Source organism: Deltaproteobacteria bacterium, assembly GCA_012522415.1.
Lineage (GTDB): Bacteria > Desulfobacterota > Syntrophia > Syntrophales > JAAYKM01 > JAAYKM01.
Map to the genome: position 1 here is coordinate 1 of JAAYKM010000062.1, position 1,917 is coordinate 1,917.

Sequence of the window (1,917 nt, forward strand, 5' to 3'; positions counted from 1 at the left end):
CGCCGCCGATATTCAGCAGGATATCACCGATATCTCCCCCGATATTCTGGAGGTTCTGGCACTGAGCGGCATCTGCCTTGCGGAGCTGGATGAACTGATTATGCTGGAGGAAATCGTCTATGGCAAATGATTTTCCGTATGTTTACCCTTATTCTCGTGAGGAAGCAAAGCGGCTGAACCAGCTTCCCCTGTGGCGGGATAGCCATAAGGAGAACGTGGCCTGTAAAGATGCCATTGAGGAAGCGATTCGCCGTAACTTTGACGGAATGCATCTCGACAAGGACTGTGCCGAAAGTGTACTCGGCAAGTTTGGATACCACCGGGTGGCTTACGTTCTCGCCAACTCCCTTCAGCGGAAGGACTACGATGGGCGCTTTTCCCGCAGCAACCACGATTGGGCAAAGCAGACCTATATCCCGCCCGATAAGGACGCCTACACTGACAGCAACAGTAAATTCGCCGTGGACAGCCATCCTGCGGTGCTGGACGGTTTTGTCAACCAGTACCGCAGGGCATACCAGAGCCTTGCCCTGTTCGACCATACCCACTGCCTACCCGATACGGAAAAGCAGGATTTTGAGGGCAAGGTAATTGTCCTCTCGCCCAAAGCGCTGAAGGAAAGCTGCCTCACGGCACAGGATCAGCTCTGGCTGTGTACCGGCGGATTCGGCGCTCATGCCGGAGCCAGAGGACGGGCTGTCTTTGCCACCAACCTCGCAGACGGTGAGAAAACCCGCTGGGATAGAACCGACTTTGTCGGCGTGCTCGCGGACAGCCACCTTCCCGATTGGGCGATTGAAAAGCTCTCAGAGATGCAGGAGCAGGAATTTTCCGCTATGGGAGGGATGGAAATGAAGTGACGGAGGTGGAAATATGTCTGGAATCTCATTAAAAAATGGCCTCATTTCCTACTATGGGAATCCGGCGGGATACACAGAAAAAGAAAAAGCCGTGGTGGACAGCATCTTCCGAAATGATGAGCTGTCCGGCTGGCTAAAGAGCCGTTCCTTAACGCCTGAGTGGACAGACGGCGTGATGGAGCGGCTTCTTGCAGGGGAACGAATGGGCGGCATGGAAGCCGCCACTCCCCTGAAGAATGTCCGCATCTGGCAGCTTAAGCCCGATGTAGATATTCTCAAGAAGTTTATATCCTACGAAGAAATGGTGCGTCAGTTTGGAGAACCGTCTCCCGAAGATTACCGTATCGCCTATGACGGTCAGCTGGGCACCAACGACCTCGAAGCCATCTATGCAATGTGCAATATAAATCACCCGCCGGGATATAACGGACATTCTCTGTCCATGTCCGACGTGGTGGAGCTTTATGACACACAGGGCAGCGAATATCACTACTGCGACCGCTTCGGTTTCGAGCAGATAAGCTTCGGGGGATCGGAGCAAACCCAAACCATGGACATGGGTATGTAGGCAGCTTCAGGCTGTCTTTTCTCATGCCCCGATCAATAAAAGGGAGGAAACTATATGGTTCAGCTTATGAAAAAGATAAAAGCCACAATTTCACACAAGATTATGGCGGTTAAGGAGGCCGCCGCCAGTCTCGTATTCCGCAGCAGGAGCATTCTCCCCGGCAACGCCGGGGAGGGCTACATCGATACGGCTATCAAAATCCTGCTGGCCGTTGTCCTTGGCGCCCTGCTCCTTGCGGGGCTTTACGCACTGTTTGGGGAAACGGTTCTGCCGACCCTGACTGAGCGCATTAAGGAAATGTTCAACTACGGAGGTTAATGACACCAGAAACTTTGAAAAAGGAGGAAAATCATGCCTAAAAACACAACACCAACCATTCCCAAATATGATGTGAAAACTCACTCCATCCGCCCAGAGGGAAGTTGCAAGGCCACCGCTTCGTTCAATGTTTACGGCGATTTTGTCGTGCGGGGCATCAAGGTCATGGAG

General features: G+C 52.8%; 4 protein-coding genes. All 4 read left to right on the forward strand.

Translation table 11 applies throughout. The features are described 5' to 3' along the window. Positions 1-119 precede the first annotated feature (119 nt). Positions 120-860, forward strand: a complete 741-nt coding sequence (locus tag GX147_05830) for a DUF3849 domain-containing protein (GenBank protein NLN60212.1) — start codon at positions 120-122, stop codon at positions 858-860. Positions 861-873: 13 nt separating this feature from the next. Further along, positions 874-1,428, forward strand: coding sequence for a hypothetical protein (locus GX147_05835; GenBank protein NLN60213.1), 555 nt, complete (start codon positions 874-876; stop codon positions 1,426-1,428). Between the two features lie 102 nt (positions 1,429-1,530). Then, on the forward strand, positions 1,531-1,746 hold the full coding sequence (locus GX147_05840) for a hypothetical protein (GenBank protein ID NLN60214.1): 216 nt from the start codon (positions 1,531-1,533) through the stop codon (positions 1,744-1,746). A 33-nt stretch (positions 1,747-1,779) separates the two neighbouring features. Continuing rightward, positions 1,780-1,917, forward strand: a 138-nt coding sequence (locus tag GX147_05845; GenBank protein ID NLN60215.1) for a SpoVG family protein, incomplete at its 3' end; no start/stop codon positions are given.

Coding starts and splice junctions, on each gene's coding strand:
- GX147_05830 (NLN60212.1), top strand. CDS start 120: ATGGCAAATGATTTTCCGTATGTTTACCCTTATTCTCGTGAGGAAGCA.
- GX147_05840 (NLN60214.1), top strand. CDS start 1,531: ATGGCGGTTAAGGAGGCCGCCGCCAGTCTCGTATTCCGCAGCAGGAGC.
- GX147_05835 (NLN60213.1), top strand. CDS start 874: ATGTCTGGAATCTCATTAAAAAATGGCCTCATTTCCTACTATGGGAAT.